The organism is Streptomyces sp. NPDC048211, assembly GCF_043202315.1.
Classification (GTDB): Bacteria; Actinomycetota; Actinomycetes; order Streptomycetales; family Streptomycetaceae; genus Streptomyces.
In genome coordinates this window covers 1,030,586-1,053,326 of sequence record NZ_JBIDAD010000002.1, presented here as the reverse complement: position 1 = coordinate 1,053,326, position 22,741 = coordinate 1,030,586, and the positions used below count along the sequence as shown (strand labels likewise).

The window sequence follows — 22,741 nt, the reverse complement described above, 5'->3', positions numbered from 1 at the left end:
CCCCCACCCCATCCCCCCACCATGGAAGGACAACCATGGCAACACGCACCCGCACGCTCAGCAGGTTCGTACTGGCCCCGGCAACGGCGGTGGCGGCCCTCATCGGCTTCGCCTCCGCCCCCGCCCAGGCCGCGATCTGGTCCTCCTCGGACCAGTGGGGCAACTACACCACGTCCGACGGCTACACCCTCTACAACAACATCTGGGGCTCCGGCGCGGGTTCGCAGTCCATCTGGGCCAACTCCTCCAGCAACTGGGGCGTCTGGGCCAACCACCCGAACACGGGCGGCATCAAGTCGTACCCCAACGCCAAGAAGGTCGTCAACAAGTCCATCACCTCGCTGTCGTCGCTCACCAGCAACTACAACGTCACCGTCCCGTCGTCCGGTGCCTACAACACCTCGTACGACATCTGGGACAGCGACTACGACTACGAGGTCATGCTCTGGGTGAACTACAACGGCGCGGTGGGGCCGCTCGGCACCTCGCAGGGAAACGTGACGCTCGGCGGCCACACCTGGACCGTCTACAAGGGCGACAACGGAGCCAACCAGGTCTTCTCGTTCCTGCGCACCTCGGACTCCACCTCGGGCACGGTGAACATCCTGCCGATCCTGAAGTGGATCAAGGACACCAAGGGCTGGTGGGGCAACGAGACCATCGGTGACGTCCAGTTCGGCTACGAGATCACCTCGTCGTCGGGTGGACTGGACTTCACGACGAACGGATTCGGCGTCTCCGCCGGCTGAGCCGCACGTACCAGGAGCCGGCCCCCGCGTGGGGGCCGGCTCGTGCGCGCGTGCGCTACCGCGGGGCGGGCCCGGTGCTCTCGCGTACCGTCAGCTCGGGTGCCAGCAGCTCGACCTCGTCCGTGCCGCGGCCGGAGAGCTTGGCGACGACCTGCTCGACCGAGCGGCGCCCCATCTCCTGCGCGGGGATGGCCACGGAGGTGAGCCGCACCGAGGCCTGGGAGGCGACCTGCTCGGGGCAGATCGCGACCACCGACACGTCCTCGGGCACGGCCCGGCCCTGCTGCCGCAGGAGATTGAGCAGCGGTTCCACCGCGGACTCGTTCTGCACGATGAAGCCGGTGGTGCCGGGCCGCTCGTCGAAGATCCGCGACAGGGTCTGCGCCATCGCCGGATAGCCGCCCTCGCAGGGCCGGTGCAGCACCCGCACGCCGGTCTCCTGTGCCTTGGCGCGTATGCCGTCGACCGTCCGCTCGGCGAATCCGGTGTGCCGTTCGTACACCGCGGCCGCCTCGCCGATCACGGCGACCTCGCGGTGTCCGAGGCCCGCGAGGTGTTCCACGCAGAGCGCCCCGGTGGCCTCGAAGTCGAGGTCCACACAGGTCAGCCCGTCGGTGTCGGCGGGCAGTCCGATCAGCACGGCGGCCCGGTCCGTCTCACGCAGCAGCGGCAGCCGTTCGTCGTGGAGCTCGACGTCCATGAGGATCATCGCGTCGGCCAGCGAACTGCCGGCGATGCGCCGCACCGCCGCGGGCCCCTCCTCACCGGTCAGGAGCAGGACGTCGTAGCCGTGGGTGCGGGCCGTGGTGGCGACCGCGATGGCGATCTCCATCATCACGGGGACGTACATGTCGGTGCGCAGCGGCACCATGAGCGCGATGATGTTCGACCGGCTGCTGGCGAGCGCCCGCGCACCGGCGTTGGGGTGGTAGCCGAGCTGCTGGATGCTCGACTCGACCCGCTCCCTGGTGGGCACCGAGATGGACCGCTTCCCGCTGAGGACATAGCTCACCGTGCTCGCGGAGACTCCGGCGTGCTGCGCGACCTCGGCAAGGGTGACCATTCGGCTCTCCATCAAGGGACATCGTCGACACCGGCACGGAAACCGGCCTGCACCGGCAGTTTCGGTCAGATGTGGCGAAGCGCTTCGACTTCGCCCGGTCCGCCTGTGACATGCCCGGATGATGCGAGCCTAGACCTGCCCACACAGGGTGTCCATAGGGCTGTCGAAGCGCTTCGACTCGATGTCCCGGCAGCCCACCGTACGACACCACCGTGGCGGCAGCCGTATCGGCTACCGCCACGATATGCCCCGTCCACCGCGCGGAACATCAGCGGGCGCGCGGCAGTCCACCGTTCAGGAGGCCGACGGGGTCCAGCCGTCCAGCCAGTCGGCGACCTCCTGCCCGCCCGCCCCGCTGTCGCTGAGCTGCGGGCGGTCGCTGCTCGCCGTACCCGCGCCCGGTCCGTCGTTGCGGTACTCCGCGAACCGGTCGTCCTTCCAGGAGAACCCGCTCATGTCGGTCCACGGCTTCGGCCGGATCGCGGCGCTCAGGGTGGTGTCGCGGACGGTGGTCATCGGGTCGAGCGTGGCGTCTCCGCCCGCGTGCCAGGGACGTCCGAGGTAGAAGCTCGCCGCGGAGACGTCTCCGTTGACCGTGGAGTTGTTGATGAGGAAGCCCTTGCGGCCGGCGGCCGTGCTCGGGGCGGTGATGTAGCCCGCGGAGCTGCCGTCCCACCGCTTCTTCAGGGTGATGACCGAGGCGTCGATGACCGCGCTCGCCCGGCCGAAGACGAAGTCGACGTTGCCGACGACGTAGGAGCCGGTCATGTAGACCCGACCGAGCTTGTCCTTGGCGGCGGTGTCGAGCAGCAGCGTGTCCTGGTCGCCCTCGGTGATGATCGAGTCGAGGAACACCTTGTCGGCCGCGGTGCGCAGCGCGACGGCCTGCAGCCCGCTCATGTCCTGGTGGGCGGCCTCGTCGAAGTCGTTGGCGATGGTGAGGTTGCGGGCCTGGAAGCCGTCCCCCTCGGCGGCGACGGTCGCGCTGCCGCCCGTTCCGTACGTCCCCGATCCGTCGGGCTTCTGCGTGCCCGAGGCGTTGTCGTACACGATGACGGTGCTCTTGCGGCTGGAGCCGGTGCCCTGGAGGGTGACGTTCTGCTTGGCCGCGGGGATCTTCACCAGCTCGCGGTAGGTGCCGGGCGCGATCGCGATGACGGTCCGGGCCGTGTTGCCCGCGGGCACGGCGTCCACGGCGGCTTGCACGGTGCGGTACTGACCGCTGCCGTCCTTGGCCACGGTGAGGGTGGTCGCGGCCGCCGCGGTGGTGACCGCCGCACCGATCGTGGAACGCGGACCGGCCCCCGCCTTCACCAGCGCGGGCACATCGGCGGCGCTGTCGAGCGTGTAGGGGTAGGAGGCATGCGGGTCGAAGGACGTACCGCCGCCGCTCTCGTTGCGGCCGCTCGTGCCGCGGAAGATGCTGCCGCGCTGGACCAGGGTGGCGTTGGCGTCCCGGGTGACGGGGTTGTTCAGTCCGTCGAAGTAGCTGTTCTCCAGGACCATGTTCGTGTTCCCGCGGGCGTAGTTGCCGTAGCTGGAGGTGATGTCCGTGCCCGGATCGTCCTGGAGGTAGTTGTTGTACAGGTGGGCGTGGGCGACGTTGTCGGTCGAGGGGTTGCGCTGCTCGGTCTCGTGGAACCAGTTGTGGTGGATGGTGATGTCGGCGGTGGTGTTCTCGGTCCAGCCGATCCCGAAGGCCTTGTTGTCGTGCTGGAGCCGGTTCCAGGACACGGTGAGGTAGGTGGTGTCCTTGCGGCTGTCGATCAGCCCGTCGGCCATGTTCCGCAGGTCGTTGTGGTCGATCCACACGTGGTGGGCGCCGTCCATCTGGATCGCGTCCCAGTCGTGGTCCTTGTCGTTCCAGATCCCCGCGTAGGAGTCCCGGATCGTCAGGTTGCGGATGATGACGTTGTGCACTCCCTGGCCGAGGAAGAAGCCGCCGCCGACGATGTGGCCGGAGGTGCCGGAGCCGATGATCGTCTTGTCGGAGGCGACCTTGATCTCCTTGCCCTTGGGATCCATGGTGATGGCCGCCGCGACGACGATGACGTACGGCTGCGTGGCCGTCGCGTACTTCTCCAGGTCGGCGAGGGTGCGCACGGTCACGGTCTCACCGCCGCGCCCGCCGTACGTCCCGTCCTGCCCCAGGGCGTCGACCGAGGCGTAGCCGTCGGCCGCCTCGTCGGCCCGGACCGGGGAGGCTGCCGACGAGGCGGGGTAGGGGGTACTACGGATGTCCGTCGCACCGTTCGCCGTGGTGGCGGCGAACCCGGTCGCGAGGACGGTGGCGACCGCGGCCGCCAGGACCAGTCGTGTTCTGCGGCTGCGGTGGTTCCAGCCTGCGGGCATGTGGGGGGTGTGCTGCGCCGTCCGGCGTTCCGCTGTCATGACCTGAACCATTCCGTCGAGGAAGGATGACGTTCAGGTACTGGTTGCCACCGGTCGGCCGAATGGTTGCTGCCCGCGTCCGCGACCGCTCAGACCGGCTTCAACTGCCACTGCTGGCAGTAGTTGTCCAGCCAGGACCACTGTCGTACGTCGGCTCCGTCCGCCGCCGAGCAGTCGGCCACGTCGGCGACCTTCCCCGACGCCTGGCCGACGATGCGCACCCAGCCGCCCGCATCCGTGGTGAGGAATCTGAAGCGCTGGCAGGTGTTGTCCAGCCAGGACCACAGCCGCAGATCCGCTCCGTCGGCCGACGAGCAGTCCGCGGTGTCCAGGACCTTCCCGGTGGCCACGTTGACGAGTCGGCTGGTGTCGTCGCCCCGGTCCTCGACGCGCCATCGCTGCCGGGTGCCGCCGTCGCACGTGCGCTGGAGGACGTCGGTCCCGTCGGCGTCCGAACCGGCGTCCAGATCCATGCACTTGCCGCTGGCCCGGTTGACGACGGTGTAGGCGGTGGGGGTGGCCGCCGTCTCCCCGGCCGGCCCCGCCGCGGTGGTGCCGGGCGCGACGGGCGTACCGAGGTCCGGTGTGCCGTCGGCGTTCCAGGTGAACTTCTGCGCCCTCGCCGTACGCCCGTTGTCGCAGCCGTCCGAGGCGGAGTCGTTGGCGTGGTAGACGATCCAGCTCTCCGTTCCGTCCGGTGAGGTGAAGAATCCGTTGTGACCCGGCCCGTACACCCCCGCCGAGTCCTTGCGCTGAAACACCGGATTCGCCTTCTTCGTCCACGAGGACGCGGACAGCGGATCGGAACCGGACAGCGTGAGCAGCCCGAGCTTGTAGTCGGGGGTCCAGCAACCGCTGGCGGAGTAGACGAGGTACGTTCTCCCGCCCCGCTGCAGCACCTCCGGCCCCTCGTTGACGGCCGCCCCGGACTTCTCCCAGTCGTACACGGGTGTGGAGATCGTCGAGAACGACCCGCTGAGCGTGTACGGGTTCGACATCGGCGCGATCACCAGGTTCTGGGTGCCGCCGCCGCTCGCACTGCCGAGGAGGTACAGCTTGCCGTTGACGGTCAGCACGCTGGGATCGAGCATCCAGGCGCTGCCCAGCCCGCTCCTGTACGTGTACGGCCCCATCGGGTCCGCACCGGCGCTCTCCAGGACATGGACCCGCTGGGTCGGGTTGTAGTCCGCGATGTTCTGCCCCGCCACGTAGTACAGGTACCAGCGCCCGCCGGAGTAGTGCAGTTCGGGCGCCCAGATGTTGCAGCAGCGGGAGGCCGCGTCGCCCTGCCAGACCTGCACGCTGGGGGCGGTCGCGAGTCCGGCCAGTGTGGGCGACCTGCGCATGGTGATGACATCGGTCCAACTGGTCGTCACCAGGTAGTAGTTGCCGTCGTGGTACGAGATCCAGGGGTCGGCGCCCTTCTGCGCCTTGACCGGGTTGGTGTACGGACGCCCCTCCGCCGCCGACGCGGGCGCCGGCTGCGCCAGGACCAGCGCGAGGAGGAGGGCGCTCAGCAGGGTCAGTAGGCGACGGGCCATCCGCTGCTCCAGTTCAGGAGGTTGACGCCGAGCTTCGGGGTCCCGTTGTCCTGGCCGTCGTAGTAGTGGTAGACGAGCAGGTCGCCGTCGGAGTCGGCGAGTACCGACTGCCCGCCGGGCCCGATGTAGCGGCCGTGCGACTCCAGCACCGCCGTCCCGCCGTTGCTCAGCATGTTCACGCCGTTGCGGTCGTAGTACGGCCCCGTGACGCTCGTGGCGCGGCCCACCTTGACCTTGTACGTGGAGCTCGTGCCCGCGCAGCAGGTGTCGTACGAGGCGAACAGGTAGTAGTAGCCGTTGCGCTTCACCACGGTCGGCGCCTCCACCGCTTTGGTCCCGGTGGGGCGGGAGGCCAGCGAGCGGCGCGCGGTGTCACCGGCGTACTGCTTCCCGGTCGAGGGATCGATGCGGATCATCTTGATCCCGGTCCACCAGGAGCCGAAGGACAGCCACCACTTGCCGTCGTCGTCCACGAAGAGGTTGGGGTCGATGGCGTTGTAGTCGCTGGACGAGTTCGAGGTGTACACCGTGCCGTAGTCGGTCCAGCTGCCCGGCTGCCCGGTGGTGGAACCGGCCAGCCCGATGGCCGAGGTGTTCGATCCGAAGGACGAGACCGCGTAGTACATCAGGTACTTGCCGCCGTGGAACGAGATGTCCGGCGCCCATGGGTCGGAGGCCGAGGAGTAGTTCTTCCACCAGCTCGGCGGTGCGCCGAACGCGGATCCGGAGCGGCCGAAGGCGGTGCGGTCCGTGGAGGTGCGCAGCTGGAGGTTGTCGCCGGTCGAGTAGAGCAGGTACTGCCCCGAGGACGTCCGGACCATCGAGGGGTCGTGGACGACGACGTCCCCGGTGACCTTGCCGGGGTTGGGGTAGGCAGACGCGCTGCCCGGCACGAGGGCCATGAGAAGGGCTGCGGGAAGGACCGCGAGGGTCCTTCGGAGGGTGGTGCGGCTCATGAGGGGACCTCCTGTTTTCGGTACGGGAGGAGCGTGGGCTCGTACAGCAGTCGCCGCCGAAGGCTTTCCGGTTGCCACGAAGGCGCCACTATTTCGGGAAATCCAATGACTTCGCCGTATCGAAGATGCGCGTTCGATATACCGAATGGCGCACGTAACTTCGAACGGACCGTAGAGTCGAACGGATCGTGCGTCAACGGCTCGCGCACGCACGCACGAAATACACACGGTCAGGGCGGTGACGAAAGCGCACCCTGCCGAACGGTCACATGAGGGGCCGCTCAGTTCTGACGGGGCAGCAGTTCCGCCTCGAACCGGTCCACGAACGCATCGAAGGGCCGGTCCCCGGCGGAGTAGACCACGAACTTGCTGAGGCCTGCCTCGATGTATCCGTCCAGCAGGCGGTGGAGTTCGGGCCATCCATCGGCCACGAGATCCCGTGGGTCGCTCCGCGGAGCGCGCCGGTGAATCGTCTCGGCCAGCTCCCGCGGGATCCCGTTCTCCGCCACGGTGAGGCTGATCCCGAAGTGATCGGGCTCGATCTCGCGTCCGGCTTCCTCGGCCGCGGCCAGAATCGCCTCGCGGGCCTGTCCCGCCGCTTCGGGCGTCAGGAAGGACCCCAGCCAGCCGTCCCCGTACCGCCCGACCCTGCGGAGTCCGGCGGGGGCGCTGCCGCCGAGCCAGATGTCCAGGGGCTTCGGGGGCAGCGGCGCGACCCGCACGCCCTCGGCCTTCAGGAACTCCCCGTCGAAGCGTGCGACTTCCCCGCCGAGGGAGGCCCGCAGCAGCTGCAGGGACTCGTCGAACAGTTCCCCGCGCCGTCCCTCCGGTGCGGGGAACAGCTCCCGTTCGCCGGCCCGGGCGGGCTGCAGCCCGAAGACCGGCAGCACCCGCCGGGGCGAGAGCCCGGCCAGGGACGCCAGCTGTTTGGCGACCAGGACCGGGTGCCGCCCCGGGAGGACCGCGACCGACGTACCGACCTTGAGCCTGCTCGTCCTCGACAGGGCGTGGGCCATGCCGACGAAGGGGTCCACGGCGTCGGAGTAGATGTGCTCGGACAGCCAGAGCGAATCCACACCGTCCATTTCGAGACGGTCGACGATGCGGCTGAAACCCGACAGGGACGCACCTGCGCCGAGCCCGACTCCGAAGCGGATCTTCATGTCGGCCACCCTACGCGCGCCCTCCCGGGCGGGCTCAGGCGTTGAGCAGAACGGGGAACGCCTCCATGTCGTTCTGCGTCATCACGGGAAGCTTGCGGATGTCCGCATCCGGCACCGCGAGCCGCAGCTCGGGGAAGCGCCCGAAGAGCGCCGGCAGAGCGATCCCCGCCTCGACGCGGGAGAGCGCCGCGCCCGGGCAGATGTGGGCACCGTGCCCGAAGGTCATGTGCCGGATGGGGGTGGGGCGGGTGATGTCGAAGGCGTCGGCGTCGGCGCCGTGCTGCTCGAGGTCGCGGCCGATCGCCCGGTAGGAGATGACGACGCCCTCGCCCTTGGCGATGACATCGTCACCGACCTGGATGTCCTCGGTGGCGAACCGCATCAGCAGATGGGTGGTCGGGGTGTCCCACCGCAGGGTCTCCTCGATCACGGTCTCCCAGGAGACCTCTCCGTCGAGGACCATCCGCAACTGCTCGGGGTGGGCCAGCAGGGCGCGTACGGCATTGAGAATGAGCCCGATCGTGGTCTCGTGCCCGGCCGCGACCATGGCCTTGAGGTTGCCGACCACCTCTTCCTCGGTCAGCGGCTCGCCGCCCTCGTCGGCCAGGATGAGGGCGGAGGTCAGGTCGTCGGTGGGCTGCGCGGTCTTCTCGCGTACGAGCCCGGCGTAGAAGACGTCGAGGTCCGCGAGGAGGGCCAGGCGCTCGTCCTGCGGGGTGAGCATCGAGAAGAAGGCCTTGTACTGGCGGGTCAGCATGGCGTTCGCGGCGGGGTCGACCCCCATCAGCATGCCGACCACCCGCATGGGCAGCGGCTGCGCGAACACGGACTTGAGGTCGACGACGGCCCCGTCCCTGCCGCCCTCGGCGAGCGCGTCCAGCAGCTCCTCCGTGAACTTCTCGATGTCGGGCCGTATCGCCTCCAGCCGGCGGGGCGTGAGCGCCTGGGAGGTCTTGGTCCGCAGCCGGCGGTGCTCGTCGCCGTCGACGGTGAACATGGACCGGCCGGCATCGATCATCCCGATGAGCGGCCAGGCGTGCGTCACCTCACCGCTCCGCCACAGGCCCCAGGCATCGAGGTCCTTCACCAGACGCGGATCGAGCAGCAGCTGCCGGGCGTCCGCGTGCCGGGTGACGGCCAGGGCCGGCACACCGAGGAGCTCGATCCTGGCCAGCCGTCCGGCGTCGCGCAGCCGCGCCGTCTCGCCGTCCAGGTCCTGGACCATCGGGTCGATGACGACGGTCCCGCCGTCCTGGGCCGCCGTCCGGGCGGCGGCATGGGGGCAGTTCACGAGAAGTCTCCTGTCGTACGAACGGGGGTGAACCGAACGGGGAGCGAGGTGGAGCCTCGCAGGAACGCAGAGGGCCGTCGTACGAGGTCGGCGGCGGGCACGCCGAGCCGGAGGTCGGGCAGCCGGTCGAGCAGGACCTCGATGCCGGTACGGGCGATGACTTCGGCGATCTCCTGGGCGGGGAAGGGGCACCGGTACTCGCCGTGGCTGAAGGCGAGATGGGCGCCGTTGCCGCCCTGTCCGGATGCGGCGGTGCCGGACAGGGTCTGGCGGACCAGCGGATCGGTGTTGGCGGCGCCGAGCCCGAGCAGCAGCATGTCCCCGGCCTTGATGTTCTGACCGCCGAGCCGAGTGTCCCGGACGGCCCAGCGTCCGGCGAGGATCTGGGTGGGCGTGTCCTCCCAGAGGACCTCGTTCATGGCATCGCCGATGCTGCGCCGGCCACGGGCCATGGAGTCGGCGAACTCGTCCTCCGTGAGCATCAGCCGCACGGAGTTGCTGATCCAGTCGGCGGTGGTGAGGTGCCCGGCGGCCGTGACGGCCATCAGATCCAGCATGTACTCCTCGTCGGTGAACGCCTCGGGGAAGGCGAGCATGCGGGAGGTCACGTCGTCCCCGGGTGCGGCCCGCTTCGCGGCCACCAGCCGGGCCATGTGTTCCCCGAACCGCAGATGGGCGCTCTGCGCGTCCGGTCCGCCGTCGGCGAGGTCCTTCAGCACCCGCGCGATGTCGGCCCCTTCGTCGTCGGGGAAGCCGACCAGCCGGGCGAGGACGAGGACGGGGAGTGGCTCGCAGAAGTCGGCGACGAGGTCGGCCGTGCCGCGGCTGCACACCTCGTCGACGAGCCGGTCCGCCAGTTGCTCGCAGTGCCTGCGGATCGCATGCGGATCGGCGCCTTCGAGGGCCGGTCCGACCATGCGGACGTGCCGCCGGTGCTCCTCGCCCGCGCTGAAGTAGATCGACGGCAGGGGGCGCCCCACCATGGGCAGCAGCGGCCAGTCCTCGGGTATGTGCGGCCACTGGTTCCACAGGCCGACATCGCGCGGGAACAACTGCCCGTCGCTGGTGACCTGATGGAGCTCGCGGTAGCCGATGACCAGCCAGGCGGGGAACCCGCCCGGGAGTTCCACCGGGACGACGGGCCCGTGATCGCTGCGCATGGCCCGGTAGACGGCCTGGGGGTCGGCCTGGAATTCGGGCCCGTCGAGCGGCACGGCCCCGGCGTGAGCCGGACAGCCGGGAGGCGGAGGAGGAGACGTCGGCGCGGGCTCGGCGGAAGATGGGCGCGTCATGAGTCCTGACTCCTGTGGCGACAGCTGCAAGCGTCACGATCATGCGATCAACGCATGGCCACTATAAGGATTTTATGTGACGCCGGAACTGTCAACAGCGGTCAATCCCACACCCTGAGCGTAACAACAGGTCGACATCTCACCGCAATTGCCGACCATCGCGATCTACTGCCCCTGTACGGTGCCGCCTTGGCGCAGGCCCTCGCCCCGTGCCCGGCTCGCCTCGCCTCGCGCAGATCCTCGCCCTCTTACTGACCCTCCTCGCACAGATCCCCGCCCTGGAGGGCGACGTTGACCAGTCCGGCACCCTTGCCGCCGGCGAGTCCGCCACCGACGCCACCTCCGCGTTCGCCCTCCACGAGCGTCAGGGCATGCCAGCGCGCCAGCCAGTACACCCGCCCGCGGTGAGCGGCGAGGGACTCCCGCAGCGCGCGAGGGGCGTGCGTCCACACCGAGGGAAGGTCACCCGCGTAGTCGAAGGCGGGCCGCAGCCCGACCCATCCGTCGTCGCCGACGTCACCGGAGGTGAGCAGGACCTCGACGGCCTGCCCCGGCTCCTGGCGGCACTTCTTGGCGTGGATCCAGTGCACGCGGTGGCCCGCGGCGTAGCGGGAGCAGGCGTCGCTCCGCACGGAGTCGTTCTGAGCGAGATGACGCAGCACGGTGAGGTTCGCCTTCCGGGGTGAGGACCCCGAGTGCCCTGCACCGCGGTCCGCTGTTCCCCGCACCCTGCGCACGGGGCAGGTCGTCACCCGGAGCACCCGCAGCGGAGCGGGGTGCCGTCCAGCAAGCCGGGGCTGTGCGCTGGAACTCATGACCCACCCACGACTCTAACCCACGCAAACGGCACGACCCGACGAGTGGTCAGGGGCACGCGGCACCCCGTACCGGACACCACACGCCGCCGGACCTCCCGCCGGCCCTCCCCCGACCCCCGGGGCCCTCCCCTCCCGATCGTGCCGGGGAGAGGCCCCGGGGCACTCACCCGGTGACGAGACCGGGGTCGCTGGAACCGGCCCGGCCGGTCTCGACGTGCCCGGCGAAGCGCCGCAGGAAGGTGGCGTCCACGTCGGAGATGACGGTGACGTCGTACCAGCTCTTGCTCCCCCGCAGGTCAAGCGCGTGTGTCACGGTCGCGCCGGCGCCGACCGCGAAGGTCTGCACCCCTCCCCCGTACGCGGCGGCGCTGCGTACGGTCAGCCGCACGGTCGCGGCGCCCCCATTGACGAAGGTCAGTTCCAGCCCGCCGGAAACGGCATCATGACGGGCCGTCACCTCCGGACCGGCCACCTTCCCGCCGGCCCGGAAGGTGCGCAGGAAGCCGTTGGGGCCATGGACGGTGAGGTCGGTCACGCCCTTGGAATAGGCGGTGTTCCAGCTGTCCGAGAGCGACTTGCCCGCCTCGGTCGTGTAGGTCCAGGGTCCGTCGGTGCGGTTGGCGGAGGTCACCAGGAACTGTGCCCCGGCGGCGGCGCCGGCGCTGAAGGTGAGGCGGTACTTGCCGGTGGCCGTATCGGCGGCGCCGTCGACGAAGGGCGCGTAGCGCAGCGGCCGGGTGGGCCGGGCCCCCTTTTCCTGCTTGGGCACGGTGCCGGTGGCGGGCGGCGCGGGAACGTAGTCCGGGTGCCGGAGGCGGTCCGGAGGCTCGTAGGCGTCGGTCGAGGGCAACGAGACGTCCGAGGTGTCCGTACGGCCGAAGTCGAAGGCCGAGGTGAGATCACCGCAGATGGCGCGCCGCCAGGGCGAGATGTTGGGCTCGTGCACACCGAAGCGCTGCTCCATGAAGCGGATCACGGAGGTGTGGTCGAAGACCTCGGAACAGGCGAACCCTCCCGTGCTCCACGGGGAGACCACGAGCATGGGCACTCGCTGACCGAGCCCGTACGGCCCGGCGGCGTACCGGATGTCACCGGGGAAGTAGTCGGCGGAGGTGTCCACGGTGGACAGTCCCTGCGCGGCCCCCGACGGTACGAAGGGCGGCACGATGTGATCGAAGAAGCCGTCGTTCTCGTCGTACGTGATGAAGAGGGCGGTCCGGCCCCAGACCTCGGGGTCGGCAGTCAGGGCGTCCAGCACCTGCGAGATGTACCAGGCGCCGTAGTTGGCAGGCCAGTTGGGATGCTCGCTGTACGCCTCCGGGGCGACGATCCAGGAGACCTTGGGCAGCGTACCGGCCCGGACATCGGCCTTCAGGTCGTCGAGGAGCCCGCCGCCGTTCTTGATGTCGGTACCGGTGCGGGCCTTGTCGTGGAGCGGGTCACCGGGCGCTGCACCGCGGTAACTGTTGAAGTACAGGAGCGAGTTGTCGCCGTACGTCCCCCGATAGGCATCATCGATCCATCCCCAGGACCCGGCGGCGTCGAGCCCGTCACCGATGTCCTGATAGACCTTCCACGACACCCCGGCCTGCTCCAGCCGCTCGGGATAGGTGGTCCATCCGTACCCCGCCTCGTCGTTACCGAGCACGGGGCCGCCGCCGGTTTTGTCGTTCCCCGTGTATCCGCTCCACAGGTAGTAGCGGTTCGGGTCGGTCGATCCGATGAACGAGCAGTGGTACGCGTCGCAGACGGTGAACGCGTCGGCGAGAGCGTAGTGGAACGGTATGTCCTCGCGTGTGAGGTGAGCCATCGTCGTCGCGGTCTTGGCCGGCACCCACTGGTCGTACGCACCCTTGTTGAACGCCCGGTGCCCACCCGCCCAGTCGTGGTTCAGGTCGCGGAGGAACTGCATCCCGAGCTTGTCGGCGGGCGGCCGGAAGGGCAGCACCTCCTTGCCGAGCAGATCCTTCTGGTGCCAGACCGGCTTTCCGCTGGGCAGCGTGACCGGCCGCGGATCACCGAAACCCCGGACGCCGTTCATGGTGCCGAAGTAGTGGTCGAAGGAACGGTTCTCCTGCATCAGGACGACGATGTGCTCGACGTCCTGGAGGGAACCCGTACGCCCCCGCGCGGGAAGGGAGGCGGCGCGGGCGATGCTGCTCGACAACGCGGTGTAGGCGGCCGCGCCTCCGGCGAGTTGCAGGAGGCGGCGACGGTTGAGATCTGCCATGGGTGGGGGCCTCTGCGGGTGAGGGGATGTGGGGGTGAAAGCGACTGGAGTGTTCCAGAATCAACCGTCCTGACGGAAGACCCGTGCGGTGTGCACGGGGTGGCGGTCGGCGGAACACTCGGCGACGGAACATCCCACGAGCCGGCCCGCACGGCACGACGAACGCAGGACCGTCCCGGCCCTCTACCCTCTCAGCCACCCTCTACGCCTTCACCTGCACGAAGCCAGGGTCTTCCCTGCGTCGAGCCGGTAGAAGCTGTGAAGGCAGACCGTTGCCGATGTCGGGCAACCGCCCGAGGAATGCACTCAACCTGTCCGGACCTGAGATCCGGCTCTCGTCGCCGGCGCGCGGCTGTGCGGCTCAGGCCGTCCTGGCCGCCGCGTCGACAAGACTGTTCCTGTCCGGCTGCCTCGCCATGCGCACGTACCCCCGAACAATTCGCGCCACCGGCGGCTCACACGAGCGGCAAGTCTTCCTCCGCTTCGCTGCGAAGCCCTCGCCGCGTGGGGAATCATGCAGGTCATGGCTCAACTTGAAGCGCGCGAAGTGCCACTGCACAAAGTCTTCTGCAGTGACTACGACTTCCGGATCCCTGACTACCAGCGCCCCTACGCATGGCAGCCCGAACAGGCCCAGCAGCTCCTGGCCGACCTCGAGGAAGCCCTCCTCAGAGGTGACGGGGAACCCTACTTCCTCGGCTCTCTGGTGCTCGTCAAGGACAGCGGCTCCGCCGAGGCCGACGTCATCGACGGTCAGCAGCGCCTGACAACCCTGACCATCCTTCTGGCCGTGCTGCGCGACCTGGCGCAGCAGCCCGACGTGGTGACCAATCTGGTGGCGATGATCTCCGAGCCCGGGAACACGGTCCTGGGGCTGAAGGCCAAGCCCCGGCTCACCCTGCGTCCTCGGGATGCCGACTTCTTCCAGCAGCACATCCAGACCGCCGGTTCCATCAGCACGCTCCTGGCGCTGAACCCCCACAACCTCCGGACGGACGCGCAGAGGGCCGTCCAGGCGAACGCCCTGGCACTGCACACCGCCCTGGCCTCCTGGAGCGACGAGCAGCGTCTCTCCCTGTGCAAGCTGATGGGGGTCCAGACCTTCCTGGTCGCGGTCAGCACCCCTGACCTGGACAGCGCCCATCGCATCTTCAGCGTCATGAACTCCCGGGGCCTCGACCTGTCGCCTGCCGACATCTTCAAGGCCCAGATCATCGGAGAGATCGACGAGGAGGTCTCGGAGACCTACGCCAGGCGGTGGGAGGACTCGGAAGAGAGCCTCGGACGCGAGGATTTCTCCGACCTCTTCCTCCACATCCGCATGATCTTCTCCGGCGAACGGGCACGCCAGGAACTGCTCAAGGAGTTCCAGAGCCAGGTCCTGGTTCACTACAAGGGCGGACGGGCCCAGGAGTTCGTGGATCAGGTCCTCGTGCCCTACGCCGAGGCCTCCGCGGTGATCCGGGACAAGGCGTACGCCGCCGGAGACGGGTCGGACCAGGTCAACCTGTGGTTCCGCAGACTGCTGCTGCTGGACAACAACGACTGGTGGCCGGCCGCGCTGTGGGCGCTCACGTCGCACGGGGACGATCCGATGTGGCTGGGATCCTTCCTCCGGTCACTGGAACGTCTCGCCGCGAGCATGTTCATCCGACGCGTCTACACCACTCCCCGCGTGTTCCGCTTCGCCGAGTTGCTGACCGAGCTCAAGGAACTGGCCCCGGACAGAGCTCTCGAAGCGCCGGCTTTCCAACTGTCCGTGGCCGAGAGGTCCGAGACACTCCACCGGCTCAACGGCGACGTCTACCACGAGTTGAGGACGCGACGGTACATCCTGCTGCGACTCGACGAGTTGGTGGCCGAGGACGACATCGTGGCGACGTACGACGCTCCGCGCATCACGGTCGAGCACGTGCTCCCCCAGAACCCCGCTCCCCAGTCGCAGTGGCGTGCGGACTTCACCCCGGACGAACGCGCACTGTGGACACACCGACTGGCCAACCTGGTGCTGCTCAGCCGTGCAAAGAACTCTCAGGTACAGAATCTCGACTTCACGGACAAGAAGGAGCGCTACCTCAAGCGAGGTGTCGTCACGTTTCCCCTGACCACACACGTCCTGGGTCAGGACACGTGGACACCGGAGCATCTGGAGAAGCGTCAGACGGAGCTTCTCGGCCTGCTTGCCGAGGAGTGGCGTTTGTAGCGCTCCCGGGCACCCCTTCCGGTTCAGCGGCATGTCCGTGTCCGGGCTGCGGTGTGCCGCATCCGACGGGCCGGCCGGGGCTTCCGGCCGGACTGGATCACAGCGACAGCTCCCATCCGTGAGCAGGATCGGGCCCCACGAGCAGGCGTCCATGACCGACGGCACGATCACACTCTGGACAGCACCGTCCGTCGGCGGGGTGGGCAAGCGTTCGCGGCCGCCCCGCGAGCACGGTCCGTTCGGCCCGCCGACCCTGACCGGAGCCACCGTGCCCCGGCTACCCCCAGCCCCTCCTGGGGGACAACCCCCAGAAAGGTAGGGGAGAAACCGGGTCGTGCGGAGGACGCCCGGTCCGTAGGTTCTGGAGTGGAATAGACACACCGCGCACCGCGCACCGCGCACCGCACACCGCTTCACACAGCCTTCGGAGGCCCACTCGTGACCGCCCCTTCGCTCCCGCCGACGCGCACGCTTCACCCGGCCCTGGCGGCCTTCGTGCGCTTTGTGATCTGCGGTGGCGGGGTCGGGGTTGCCTCCAGTGGCGTTCTGGTCCTCCTCCACGACCGGATGCCGCTGGTCCTCGCCAACGCTCTCGTCACCGTGGTGTCCACCGTGATCGCGACCGAACTGCACAGCCGGGTCTCGTTCCGCAGCGAGCGCCGGGGGTGGGGTGTCCACCTCCAGTCGGGCTTGACCGTGGCGGTGAGTTACGCCTTCACGACCGGGGCCCTGTTCTGCCTGTACGCGGTCCGGTCCGAGCCTTCGGCGCTCGTGCAGCAGAGCGTCTACCTGTCGGCGTCGGCGATCGCCGGCGCCGGGCGGTTCATGCTGCTGCGGGTGGTCGTCTTCGGGGAGCGCAAGGTGGGCGGGAAGCGGGACGTGTCGCTCGGCAAGGCGGCCGTGGCCATGGCCGCCTGATCGGTGCGCAGAAACCCCTGTGCGCCGACTCGCACACCTCTGCGATCATCCACGGATGTCGCACCGTCTCACATCGCTGGTCATCCGGCACACCCACCGGCTTCCCCTGCCCGAGGGGCCCGCCGGCGAAGGAAGCAGCGCCGCCCGCAGGCTGGACGCGGCGCTGACCTTTGTGGGGTTCAAGCTGTCGGCGCAGCTCCTGGAGCACCTGTCGGGGCTGTCCGAGGCCACGGTCCTGCGCACTGCCCGGCAGACGCTGCACACCGTGGGCGAGATGGTGGGCGACCACGTCCGGCACAACCCGTACTTCATCGACTTTCCCGCGCATGTGCCGGACACCGAAGAGTTCTGGATGTCGTGTGTGACGAAGGCGCTCAGCGACGACCGGTCGCGCGAGAGCGTGCTGACGCAGTTGGCGAACGGGGCGCTGAACCTGCTCAGCCTCCCCTCGTACGGCCGCTACCAGCACACCTACGAGGAGATGCTCGCGGCGCAGCCCGAGCTGATCGCGTCCGCGGGCGACCGGGTGACCGTGCTGCACCTCGGGCGGAACCTGCGGGACGAACTCACGGATCTCTACCTGGCCCTGGCGGGCAGCACGACGCCGCTGGGCGAGGAGCACCTGCGCGACCTCAAGACGCTCGCCGGGCAGTGCGCACTCGGCCCCCAGCCGGAGGCGATGCCGGTCCGGGAGAACCGGGCGGTCGTCAACGAGGCACGTCTCGCCGTGGGCGCCGGCCTGCTGCTGGACACCGTCGTCGACGTGCTGCGGCTGGCCTGCGCGCTGGCGGACGGCGACGTGACGCTCAACCCGCCGACCCGGTTCCGCTCCTTCTCGCGGCCGGTCCGCCGGGCGCTGCTCGCGGGCCTCGACGCCGTGATCGCGGCCAACCCGGCGAAGCTGGCCGATGTGCACGCGCACCGCGAACCCTTCAAGCGACTCGGTGAGCGTCTCCACCCGCACGAGTACCCGCGCTGGCCGCACGCCGCCGATGTGTTCGCGGTGGCACGGGGAGAGAAGGAGGCGCGGAGCTTCGACAGCCGTGTCGAGAAGCTTCTGGACGAGTTCGACGTCCTCGGCGCGACCCGGTTGCTGAAGTCGGCTCCCGGCAAGCTGTTCCGCGCCCTGGACCTCCTGTTGCGCATCGCCGCCGACCAGGAGGTTCGGGATGCGGTGGTGGCCGCCGCGGCCGAGGTCGCCCCAGAGGTGTCCGGGCGGGTCGTGCTCGCGGTCCGCGAGCACTTCCAGAACCGGGGACGCGAGAGTGACGCGCCCCGGATCTTCGTCAACCGGCGGGGCGGTGGCTGGGTCAGTCCCGACTTCCGGCCCCCGGTCCCCGACGCCGACCGCGACCGTCTGATCGCCGCGCTCGACGCCGAGATACGCCGCCGGCTGCCGACTCCGGGCCGGCTGCTGGTCGACCCCGCCGTGCTCGACGTGGCGCTGCCTCTCAGCGGCAGGGCGAGCGCGGGCGGGCTCGGTGTGCTGCCGCGCGGGTCGGTCTCGGCGGTCGACGGCGAGCAGTTGCGCTTCTTCACCTACTGGAAGGAGAAGGAGAACCGGACCGACTACGACCTCTCCGCTCTGCTTCTCCACGCCGACTACAGCACCGACGCGTGGCTGTCCTACACCTCGCTGAGAACGGTCGGGGGCGAGCACTCCGGCGATGTCACCGAGGCGCCCGACGGGGCCTCGGAATTCATCAGCCTGTCCTTGGACCTGGTGCGCAGCGCCTGCATCGTTCCGCAGGTCAACATCTTCTCGGGCGAGGGCTTCGAGCAGGTCGAGGAGTCGTTCTTCGGGTTCATGCTGCGCGACGGCGAGCAGCAGGGCAGGCCGTTCGAGCCGCGCACCGTGCGGATGAAGTCGGAGCTTCGCGGTACGGGCCGGGTGGCGTTGCCGCTGGTGTTCCGGCGCGAGGACGACGGCCGCTGGCATGCGAAGTGGCTGCACCTGTATCTGAAGGGCATCTCGTCGGCCAACCGGGTCGAGCAGAACCAGCTGTCGGTGTCCAAGGCGGTGCGCGCCGTCGTGGAGCGCGAGTACCTGACGGTGCGTCATCTGATCGAGCTGATGCCGGGGGGCAGCGATGCCGTGGAACTCTCGGACGGCGGGCCGGCCCCGGACGAGCCCGTGACGTACATCGGTCTCCAACGCCCCGAGGGGCTGCACCCGGACTCCCGGGTCGTCACCCTCGAAAATCTGCGCGACCTGATCCCGGGCTGAGTGCTAGCTTGGGCCCCGGGCCAGGCCATGAAGGGGCTTCCTTCTCATTCCTCTCTGAAATCGAGTTCCTTCGCTTTCCCGGCTCCCGACCCGGTTCCGGGCGGCGCCCGCGCACCGTGCGAGCGCCCGCCCGAACCGTCGTCCCCGCCCCCTCCCGCACCGCGTGACCACGCTTGCGCCACCCCGGGGCACGACACGCGCGTTGTTATCCTGACCGGCGTTCCAGGTCATCACGGTGGGCCCCGTCGGCCGCCGGCGCGGGCTGCGCGCCCGTCGAGGGGAGAGTCACGTGCAGGGTCCAGCCGCGAGCCGGGGTTCGGTCAGGAAGGCCGAACAGGCTTGGAACCAGGCGATGGTGCTGATGCAGCGCGGGGACACCGCGGGCGCAGGGGCGCAGTTCGCGCTCGCCACCACCCACGATCCCGCTGCCGCCGACGCGTGGCTGGGGCTGCACGCGACCGGTCAGCGGCAGCAGGAGGCGCTGGACGCCATGCTCCGGTGCTCCGGGACCTTCGGGGCGCTGCGTACGAAGTTCGGGCTGCCGCTGCGGTCCACGTTCCAGATCGGCCACTACGTCACCTTCCGTCTGGAGAACGCGCGCGACCTGTGGCTGGCGGCCATGTCCTCACTGCTGGACAGGAAGCGGGTCGACGAGGCGTGGGCCGGGCTCGCCACCGCTCAACTCGACTGCGACGAGACCAAGTTCGTCTGCACGCGCTATGCGTTCGTCAAGGAGGACTGGGCCCTCGTGCTGAGGTTCGCGACCGGTATCGGGGACGCCTTCCTTTACGACGAGGCGCAGTTGTACGTCGGTGCGGCGCTCTTCGCCCAGGGCGTCTACCACGAATCGCTCAACGTCCTTTCCCCACTGCCGAAGAGGCTGGAAACCGGAAGCCGGTTCGACGCCGAGACCAAGTACTTCATGGGGCGGTCCCTGGAGGAGCTGGGGCGGCAGGAGGAGGCGTTGAAGCGGTACCAGTACGCCTTCCGGTGCGCCCCCGACCTCTTCGACGTGAGCACCCGGGCCAAGGCGCGGCCCGCTCCCGCACCGGCACCCGTCGCGGCGGACCTGGTTCCGCCGAGGCCGGCGCAGCCCGACACCCCGCCTTCCACGGTGCCGGCTCCGGCCGGGGCGCAGCAGCCTCCCCGGGGAGGCACCGGGGGCGCCGATTCCGGTTCCGGCGGGCTGTCCACGGACGCACGGGCCCAACTGCTCGCCGAGGCACAGAAGTCGCTCGACGGCATGATCGGTCTCGAACCGGTGAAGCGCCAGGTGCTCACCCTCATCGCGCAGCTGCGCATGGCGGCACTGCGCGAGGAGCAGGGGCTGCCCGGCGGGGCCCGCCCCCGGCACTTCGTCTTCGCGGGGCCGCCCGGCACGGGGAAGACGACCGTCGCCCGCATCATCGGCAAGGTCTTCGCCGGGCTCGGGCTGCTGAGTTCGGGGCACGTCATCGAGGCCCAGCGTGTCGACCTCGTCGGCCAGCACCTCGGGTCCACGGCCATCAAGACCAGCAAGGTCATCGACTCGGCGCTGAACGGGGTGCTGTTCATCGACGAGGCGTACGCCCTGTCCAACAGCGGGTACAGCGGTGGCGACGCGTTCGGCGACGAGGCGTTGCAGGTGCTCCTGAAGCGGGCCGAGGACGACCGGGACCGGCTCGTCGTCGTCCTCGCCGGGTACCGCGACGAGATGGTCGGGCTGCTCGCCGCGAACCCGGGGCTCGTGTCGCGGTTCACCACGCGTGTCGACTTCCCGTCCTATTCCGCTCAGGAACTGGTCCTCATCGCCCGCGCCGTCCTTGCCTCCCAGGGCGACGAACCCGACGAAGGGGCGGTCGGGGTCCTCGGGACGTTCTGCTCGGCGATCGTCGACGGCGGTATGGCGGACACGGTGGGCAACGCCCGGTTCGCACGGGAGTTGTGCCAGAAGGCCTCCGCGCAACGGGACCTGCGGCTGTACGCCACGTATGCCGACAGCACACCGACGCGTGCGCAGATGGTGACCGTGCTCGCCGAGGACGTGGTGGCAGCGCACCAGGAGCTCATGGAGTCGCACGCCACCGACTCGTAGGCCGCCCACGGCCGGAGGTCCCCCACGGCGCGATGAGCGCGCTGATGCCGGGCAACGACCGGGCCGGGCCCGCTCCGCGCGGTCCCGGCCGCTCCGCGCGTGCGCTCAGGGCGCCTTGAAGTACGCGGGGAACCTGGGCCCCAGCCACGGCTTGCGGCCCCACGCGAAGACCCGCCCCCTGGCCATGGCGCCCACGCGTGAGCAGCGGCCGAGCGCCATCAGCAGGAACGTGACCGGCTCGATGGAGATCGTGCAGTCCGGGCGGTCCGGCAGCTCGTGGCCCACGGCCGCCGAGCCGTCGGTGAACGTGACACCGAAGCGGCCGCCGCCCCACAGCCGTACCGCGTAGCGGGCGTTCAGCCCCTCCGTGGTGGATGCGTCGGTCACCCGGGGCATCGCCTGGATCATGAACGGAAGCGCGAGGCGGACCCGGGCGGGGTCGACCATGTGCGGGCGCTTCAGTGCGCGCGCCAGGTCGAAGCCGTGGCCCAGCATGTGCGTCAGGAGGTACGAGCCCAGGACCACCTGGTTCATCGGGCCCATCGGCGTCGTCAGCGTCTCGTCCGCGGGGTGTGCGGCCACCGCGTCGAGATAGGCGTCCGCCTGCGTCACGATCATCGCCGCCAGCGGCTCCGCCGCCCGCTCGCCGAACGCGGCGAGTGCCTGCTCGTTGGCCTCGGCGATGCCCTGCGGGGTCCCGTCGCCGTGGTGGTGCGACCGCCCTGCCGCGACCTCGGCCATCAGCGCGTTGGCCTGTGCCAGATGTGCGGCGACCTCCCCCACCGTCCAGGTGAGCCGCGGTACCGGGGTGCCGGTGTCGGGGGCGCCGCGCAGCAGTTCCGCGATCTCCTCGGCCGTGGTGCGTATCGCCTCGGCCAGCCCCTCGGGCAGCACGCCACGCACCTCCTGCCCTGCCGCTCGCTCCACTGCGCCACCGTCCTCGTGAGTGGCCACCCACCCGTCTGCCGTCCCTGCCTGTTACCTGCGGGTACAGAAGAGCAGTTCGCACGGCCTCCCGGCAAGAGGTCGACGCCGGTCATTCGAACCCCTCTACGATCGACCGCGTGTGCGCCAATGTGATCATCGCCGAGGACGACGAGAAACAGGCGGAACTCCTCCGCCGCTACCTGGAACGGGAGGGCCATGCCGTCACCGTCGTCGGCGACGGCCTCGCCGCCCTCGACGCCGTCCGGCACCGGGAGCCGGACCTGCTGGTCCTCGACGTGATGATGCCCCGGGCCGACGGTCTGGACGTGGTCCGTGTGCTGCGCGCCGAGTGCCGGGAGCTGCCGGTGCTGATGCTGACGGCCCGCACCACCGAGGACGATCTGCTGCTGGGCCTCGACCTCGGTGCGGACGACTACGTGACCAAGCCGTACAGCCCGCGCGAACTGATGGCCCGGGTGCGTACGCTGCTGCGCCGCAACCGCCGTGCCGCGAGCGCCGGCGAGGCCGGCCCGGCGGATGAGGCCGTCCTGAAGGTGGGGGCGCTGGTGGTCGATCCCACCCGGCACGTGGTGTCGGTCGACGGCGAGGCGGTGGAGTGCACCCCGGGTGAGTTCAGGATCCTCGCCGCCCTGGCGGCCGAGCCCGACCGGGTCTTCTCCCGGCAGCAACTGCTCGCGGAACTGCACGGCTTCGACCGGTACATCAGCGACCGCACGGTCGACGTGCACGTCATGAACCTGCGCAAGAAGATCGAGCCCGCCCCGCGCCGGCCCGCCCGGCTGCTCACCGTCTTCGGTGTCGGCTACAAGCTGACCGACCCCGCGAAGGCCACGGCACGTGCGTCGTCGTAACGGAGGGCGCCCTCGGGGCCGTACGC

The 22,741-nt window shown here is 69.7% G+C and carries 16 protein-coding genes and 1 riboswitch; of the genes, 6 read left to right on the top strand and 10 right to left on the bottom strand.

Translation table 11 applies throughout. From position 1 onward, the window contains the following. The first annotated feature begins 35 nt into the window (after positions 1–35). Complete coding sequence (locus ACGFZA_RS11470; protein ID WP_385280119.1) at positions 36–749, top strand: hypothetical protein; 714 nt, start codon at positions 36–38, stop codon at positions 747–749. A 55-nt stretch (positions 750–804) separates the two neighbouring features. Here the strand turns inward: ACGFZA_RS11470 and ACGFZA_RS11465 are convergent, their stop codons facing one another. From ACGFZA_RS11465 to ACGFZA_RS11425, 9 genes are all read right to left on the bottom strand, one after another. Next, the gene (locus ACGFZA_RS11465) at positions 805–1,812 is read right to left on the bottom strand and encodes a LacI family DNA-binding transcriptional regulator (RefSeq protein WP_385280323.1); all 1,008 of its coding nucleotides are present in this window, start codon (positions 1,810–1,812) and stop codon (positions 805–807) included. A 294-nt stretch (positions 1,813–2,106) separates the two neighbouring features. Next, on the bottom strand, positions 2,107–4,203 hold the full coding sequence (locus tag ACGFZA_RS11460; RefSeq protein ID WP_385280116.1) for a pectinesterase family protein: 2,097 nt from the start codon (positions 4,201–4,203) through the stop codon (positions 2,107–2,109). Positions 4,204–4,292: 89 nt separating this feature from the next. Continuing rightward, a complete protein-coding gene (locus tag ACGFZA_RS11455; RefSeq protein ID WP_393678739.1) occupies positions 4,293–5,744 on the bottom strand; it encodes a family 43 glycosylhydrolase in 1,452 nt (483 codons plus the stop codon). Next, positions 5,726–6,700, bottom strand: a complete 975-nt coding sequence (locus ACGFZA_RS11450) for an arabinan endo-1,5-alpha-L-arabinosidase (RefSeq protein ID WP_385280110.1) — start codon at positions 6,698–6,700, stop codon at positions 5,726–5,728. Before ACGFZA_RS11450 ends, ACGFZA_RS11455 begins: the two co-directional genes overlap by 19 nt. 281 nt (positions 6,701–6,981) lie before the next feature. Beyond that, positions 6,982–7,863 (bottom strand): TIGR03854 family LLM class F420-dependent oxidoreductase, encoded by an 882-nt coding sequence (locus tag ACGFZA_RS11445; RefSeq protein WP_393678738.1) that lies wholly within the window; start codon positions 7,861–7,863, stop codon positions 6,982–6,984. A gap of 34 nt (positions 7,864–7,897) precedes the next feature. Continuing rightward, entirely contained in the window at positions 7,898–9,154 is a 1,257-nt protein-coding gene (locus ACGFZA_RS11440; RefSeq protein WP_385280104.1) for a cytochrome P450, read from the bottom strand. Further along, positions 9,151–10,446, bottom strand: a complete 1,296-nt coding sequence (locus tag ACGFZA_RS11435; protein ID WP_385280101.1) for a cytochrome P450 — start codon at positions 10,444–10,446, stop codon at positions 9,151–9,153. The genes ACGFZA_RS11440 and ACGFZA_RS11435 overlap by 4 nt, the downstream gene beginning before the upstream one ends. A gap of 248 nt (positions 10,447–10,694) precedes the next feature. Next, on the bottom strand, positions 10,695–11,108 hold the full coding sequence (locus tag ACGFZA_RS11430) for a hypothetical protein (protein ID WP_393678737.1): 414 nt from the start codon (positions 11,106–11,108) through the stop codon (positions 10,695–10,697). 47 nt (positions 11,109–11,155) lie between these two features. Beyond that, positions 11,156–11,265: riboswitch (SAM riboswitch) on the bottom strand. Positions 11,266–11,427: 162 nt separating this feature from the next. Continuing rightward, positions 11,428–13,494, bottom strand: a complete 2,067-nt coding sequence (locus tag ACGFZA_RS11425) for a phosphocholine-specific phospholipase C (protein ID WP_393678736.1) — start codon at positions 13,492–13,494, stop codon at positions 11,428–11,430. 523 nt (positions 13,495–14,017) lie between these two features. Here ACGFZA_RS11425 and ACGFZA_RS11420 point away from each other — a divergent pair. From ACGFZA_RS11420 to ACGFZA_RS11405, 4 genes are all read left to right on the top strand, one after another. Next, positions 14,018–15,697 (top strand): DUF262 domain-containing protein, encoded by a 1,680-nt coding sequence (locus ACGFZA_RS11420; protein ID WP_393678735.1) that lies wholly within the window; start codon positions 14,018–14,020, stop codon positions 15,695–15,697. 438 nt (positions 15,698–16,135) lie between these two features. Then, on the top strand, positions 16,136–16,615 hold the full coding sequence (locus ACGFZA_RS11415; protein ID WP_385280088.1) for a hypothetical protein: 480 nt from the start codon (positions 16,136–16,138) through the stop codon (positions 16,613–16,615). A 55-nt stretch (positions 16,616–16,670) separates the two neighbouring features. Continuing rightward, the gene (locus tag ACGFZA_RS11410) at positions 16,671–18,842 is read left to right on the top strand and encodes a hypothetical protein (RefSeq protein WP_393678734.1); all 2,172 of its coding nucleotides are present in this window, start codon (positions 16,671–16,673) and stop codon (positions 18,840–18,842) included. Positions 18,843–19,131: 289 nt separating this feature from the next. Beyond that, positions 19,132–20,916: an AAA family ATPase gene (locus ACGFZA_RS11405; protein ID WP_393678733.1), complete on the top strand. Its 1,785-nt coding sequence runs from the start codon at positions 19,132–19,134 to the stop codon at positions 20,914–20,916. 105 nt (positions 20,917–21,021) lie between these two features. On the opposite strand, the gene ACGFZA_RS11400 is transcribed toward ACGFZA_RS11405, so the two are convergent. Beyond that, entirely contained in the window at positions 21,022–21,843 is an 822-nt protein-coding gene (locus ACGFZA_RS11400; RefSeq protein WP_393678732.1) for a maleylpyruvate isomerase family mycothiol-dependent enzyme, read from the bottom strand. 137 nt (positions 21,844–21,980) lie between these two features. Between ACGFZA_RS11400 and ACGFZA_RS11395 the strand changes: the two genes are divergently transcribed. Beyond that, positions 21,981–22,715, top strand: coding sequence for a response regulator transcription factor (locus tag ACGFZA_RS11395; protein WP_393678731.1), 735 nt, complete (start codon positions 21,981–21,983; stop codon positions 22,713–22,715). Positions 22,716–22,741: the final 26 nt, after the last annotated feature.

Bases quoted from the DNA above. Each gene is read 5' to 3' on its own strand.
- ACGFZA_RS11435 (WP_385280101.1), bottom strand. From the start codon at position 10,446: ATGACGCGCCCATCTTCCGCCGAGCCCGCGCCGACGTCTCCTCCTCCG.
- ACGFZA_RS11460 (WP_385280116.1), bottom strand. From the start codon at position 4,203: ATGACAGCGGAACGCCGGACGGCGCAGCACACCCCCCACATGCCCGCA.
- ACGFZA_RS11445 (WP_393678738.1), bottom strand. From the start codon at position 7,863: ATGAAGATCCGCTTCGGAGTCGGGCTCGGCGCAGGTGCGTCCCTGTCG.
- ACGFZA_RS11470 (WP_385280119.1), top strand. From the start codon at position 36: ATGGCAACACGCACCCGCACGCTCAGCAGGTTCGTACTGGCCCCGGCA.
- ACGFZA_RS11455 (WP_393678739.1), bottom strand. From the start codon at position 5,744: ATGGCCCGTCGCCTACTGACCCTGCTGAGCGCCCTCCTCCTCGCGCTG.
- ACGFZA_RS11420 (WP_393678735.1), top strand. From the start codon at position 14,018: ATGGCTCAACTTGAAGCGCGCGAAGTGCCACTGCACAAAGTCTTCTGC.
- ACGFZA_RS11410 (WP_393678734.1), top strand. From the start codon at position 16,671: ATGTCGCACCGTCTCACATCGCTGGTCATCCGGCACACCCACCGGCTT.
- ACGFZA_RS11425 (WP_393678736.1), bottom strand. From the start codon at position 13,494: ATGGCAGATCTCAACCGTCGCCGCCTCCTGCAACTCGCCGGAGGCGCG.
- ACGFZA_RS11465 (WP_385280323.1), bottom strand. From the start codon at position 1,812: ATGGTCACCCTTGCCGAGGTCGCGCAGCACGCCGGAGTCTCCGCGAGC.
- ACGFZA_RS11450 (WP_385280110.1), bottom strand. From the start codon at position 6,700: ATGAGCCGCACCACCCTCCGAAGGACCCTCGCGGTCCTTCCCGCAGCC.